At 30.7% G+C, this 3,119-nt stretch carries 3 protein-coding genes; 1 reads left to right on the top strand and 2 read right to left on the bottom strand.

Annotated features, from left to right (window positions below):
- Positions 1-6 precede the first annotated feature (6 nt).
- Together VLC96_RS10970 and VLC96_RS10965 are read right to left on the bottom strand one after the other, a co-directional pair.
- Positions 7-543: an anti-sigma factor gene (locus VLC96_RS10970; protein WP_325262917.1), complete on the bottom strand. Its 537-nt coding sequence runs from the start codon at positions 541-543 to the stop codon at positions 7-9.
- A 60-nt stretch (positions 544-603) separates the two neighbouring features.
- Complete coding sequence (locus VLC96_RS10965; protein WP_325262915.1) at positions 604-1,035, bottom strand: RNA polymerase sigma factor; 432 nt, start codon at positions 1,033-1,035, stop codon at positions 604-606.
- Positions 1,036-1,449: 414 nt separating this feature from the next.
- On the opposite strand from VLC96_RS10965, the gene VLC96_RS10960 reads away from it, so the two are divergent.
- The coding region (locus VLC96_RS10960) for an LON peptidase substrate-binding domain-containing protein (RefSeq protein WP_325262919.1) at positions 1,450-3,119 on the top strand (1,670 nt) is incomplete at its 3' end.

The raw sequence follows: 3,119 nt of genomic DNA, 5'->3' as shown, positions 1-3,119 counted from the left end.
AATATTTTAAATTGTTTTTGCATCGTTTAATTTTTTAAGTTTTTCGGTTTCTTCAATGCGTTGCAAAACACTTTGCAAAAAAGAAATTCGCGTTTGAAGATTACTAATCATCGCATAAATTAGTGGCTTACATTCGCCATTAACTTCCAATTCATGCACAATTTTATCATAATCGCTATCGAGCGATTTCATTTGTTTTAAGGCATCATTAATTATTTTTTCATTTTCAGGTGACTTTTTTTCATTAATTTTTTCTAATTCATTCTGAATTAAAACTGTAAAAATAGAATCGGTTTGTCTGGTTTCTTTTGAGGCAAATTTTAATTCCTTTGGTTTTTCATTATTAGTATAAAACAATGTCACACCAAGAAAAACAACCACAGAGGCTGCTACAGCATAAATAAAGCTGTAGTTTCTTTTTCGTTTTTTAAGAATCATTTTTTTTGAAAATCTTTCCAAATGTTGACTATCCAATTCCTGAACGTCCCATTGGTTTTCTAAATTTTCAAATAGTTGATCTAATTTTTCATTTTCATTTTTCATCTTCTAATAAAATTTGTTTTTGGCAAGATGGAATTCGCATTAATGATTGAGATTGCTTATTCATAACTCACTTAATTTTTTTCTTAAATTTTCTTTAGCCCTGCTCAATGTCGTTCTACAATTTGCATAACTAATTTTAAGAATTTCTGAAATTTCTTCCTGGTCATAACCTTCAATATAAAATAAAGTTAAAACCATGCTGTAATTGTATTTCAACGATTGAATTGCATCTAAAACCTGCTTGACTTTTAATTCATTAAAATCTAACTTTTCTTGCTCATCAATATCGTTTTCTTCTAGTTTATACAGCGTTTTTTCAAAGTCTTCAGTTTTAAATTGATTATTTTTTTTATAAAAATCAATGCTGTTATTCACTATAATCCGCTTCAACCATGCACCAAAGGCAACTTCTTGCTTGAAATCATTTATTTTGGTAAATGCTTTCAAAAAACCTTCTTGCATAACATCTTCAGCAAAATGCTCATCTTTCACAATTCTGTAGGCCACATTATACATCGCCTTGCAATAGCGATTATAAATCTCAAATTGTGCTTTCTGATTATTCTCTTTGCAAAGCGAAATCAAATCTTCGATATTTTGATCAGTCAAGTTCAATTAAATAGTAATGTTTTTAGTAAAGACATGAATGTTTTTGATTTGTTACAGTTTTTATAAAATTAGCTTAAATTTTCTTTTTTAATAGTTACAAAAACCATTAAGAGAGGGAAGTAACTATAAATATTTAGTTTTTTTTAATAAGATGTTGTTTTGGCACAATGATTGCCTAGTTAATTGCGCGAATATTTTAATGAATTTATACTTCAGTATTAAACCATAATATTGTTGTGATACATTATATTTGCGTCCGATCCAAAAACATTAATGACAAAAAGACTTAATATTACTATGTCGAATCATAAAATACTTACTATTGACAATTTGTCACTTCAAGAAATTGATTCAGAAGCTGAATTGATTCCATTATTGACTCCGGAAGATGAGGAAGAAATGAATAATGAAGAATTGCCGGATTTTTTACCAATTTTACCTTTACGCAATACTGTTTTGTTTCCAGGAGTGGTTATTCCAATTTCTGCAGGAAGAGATAAGTCAATAAAATTGATTAATGATGCCAATGCTGATGGAAAAGTAATTGGTGTAGTTTCTCAGCTTCATGAAGATGACGAAGATCCTACATTTGATGATGTCAATAAAATAGGAACTGTAGCGAGAATTCTGCGCGTTTTGAAAATGCCTGATGGAAATGTTACTGTTATTCTTCAAGGAAAAAAACGTTTTGAAATAGCAGAAATAGTTTCTGACGAACCATATTTGAAAGCAAAAATCAAAGAAGTTCCAGAGAAAAGACCAACGAAAAAAGACAGTGAATTTGCTGCAATTATTGATTCGGTAAAAGAATTAGCCGTAAAAATTATCAGTGAAAGCCCAAATATTCCATCTGAAGCTACATTCGCCATTAAAAACATAGGAAGCCCATCATTTTTGATCAATTTTGTTTCTTCCAATATGAATTTATCTGTTAAAGAAAAACAAGATTTGTTATCTATTAATGGATTAAAAGAACGCGCTTTGGAAACGCTTCGTTATATGAATATTGAGTTGCAGAAATTGGAACTTAAAAATGATATTCAGTCCAAAGTTCGTTTTGATTTAGATCAGCAACAAAGAGAATATTTCTTGCATCAGCAAATGAAAACCATTCAAGAAGAACTTGGAGGTGTTTCGCAAGAGGAAGAAATGGACGAAATGAGTCTGAAATCTAAAACGAAAAAATGGGACGAAAAAACACAGTCACATTTTGATAAGGAATTATCTAAAATGCGCAGAATGAATCCTCAAGCGCCAGATTTTGGAATTCAAAGAAATTATTTGGAATTATTTTTAGACTTACCTTGGGGTGAATTTTCAAAAGACAATTTTGATTTAAAACACGCTCAAAAAGTATTAGACAAAGATCATTTTGGTTTAGAAGACGTTAAAAAAAGAATGATTGAACATTTAGCAGTTCTTAAATTAAGAAATGATATGAAGTCGCCAATTATTTGTTTAACAGGACCTCCGGGTGTTGGTAAAACTTCTATTGGTAGATCAGTTGCAGAAGCTTTGGGTAGAGAATATGTCCGTATTTCATTGGGAGGTTTGCGTGATGAAGCAGAAATCCGTGGACACAGAAAAACCTATATTGGTGCAATGCCAGGACGTATAATCCAAAGTTTGAAAAAAGCTGGAACTTCAAATCCTGTATTTGTTTTGGATGAAATTGATAAGTTATCATCCAGCCATAGCGGAGATCCATCATCAGCATTATTAGAGGTTTTAGATCCAGAACAAAACAGCGCTTTTTATGATAATTTCCTTGAAATGGGTTACGATTTATCTAAAGTAATGTTTATCGCAACGTCTAATAATATGGCTGCTATTCAACCAGCTTTGGTAGATCGTATGGAAGTGATAAAAATGTCTGGTTATACAATAGAAGAAAAAGTAGAAATTGCCAAAAGACATTTATTTTCTAAACAATTGGCTGCTCATGGTTTGAAACCTAAAGATTTGAC

Origin of the sequence: Flavobacterium sp., from assembly GCF_035456085.1 — a bacterium.
Lineage (GTDB): Bacteria > Bacteroidota > Bacteroidia > Flavobacteriales > Flavobacteriaceae > Flavobacterium.
Note: the sequence above shows the minus strand (reverse complement) of the source record. Positions and strands in the feature narration are given on the sequence as shown.

Coding starts and splice junctions, on each gene's coding strand:
- VLC96_RS10970 (WP_325262917.1), bottom strand. CDS start 543: ATGAAAAATGAAAATGAAAAATTAGATCAACTATTTGAAAATTTAGAA.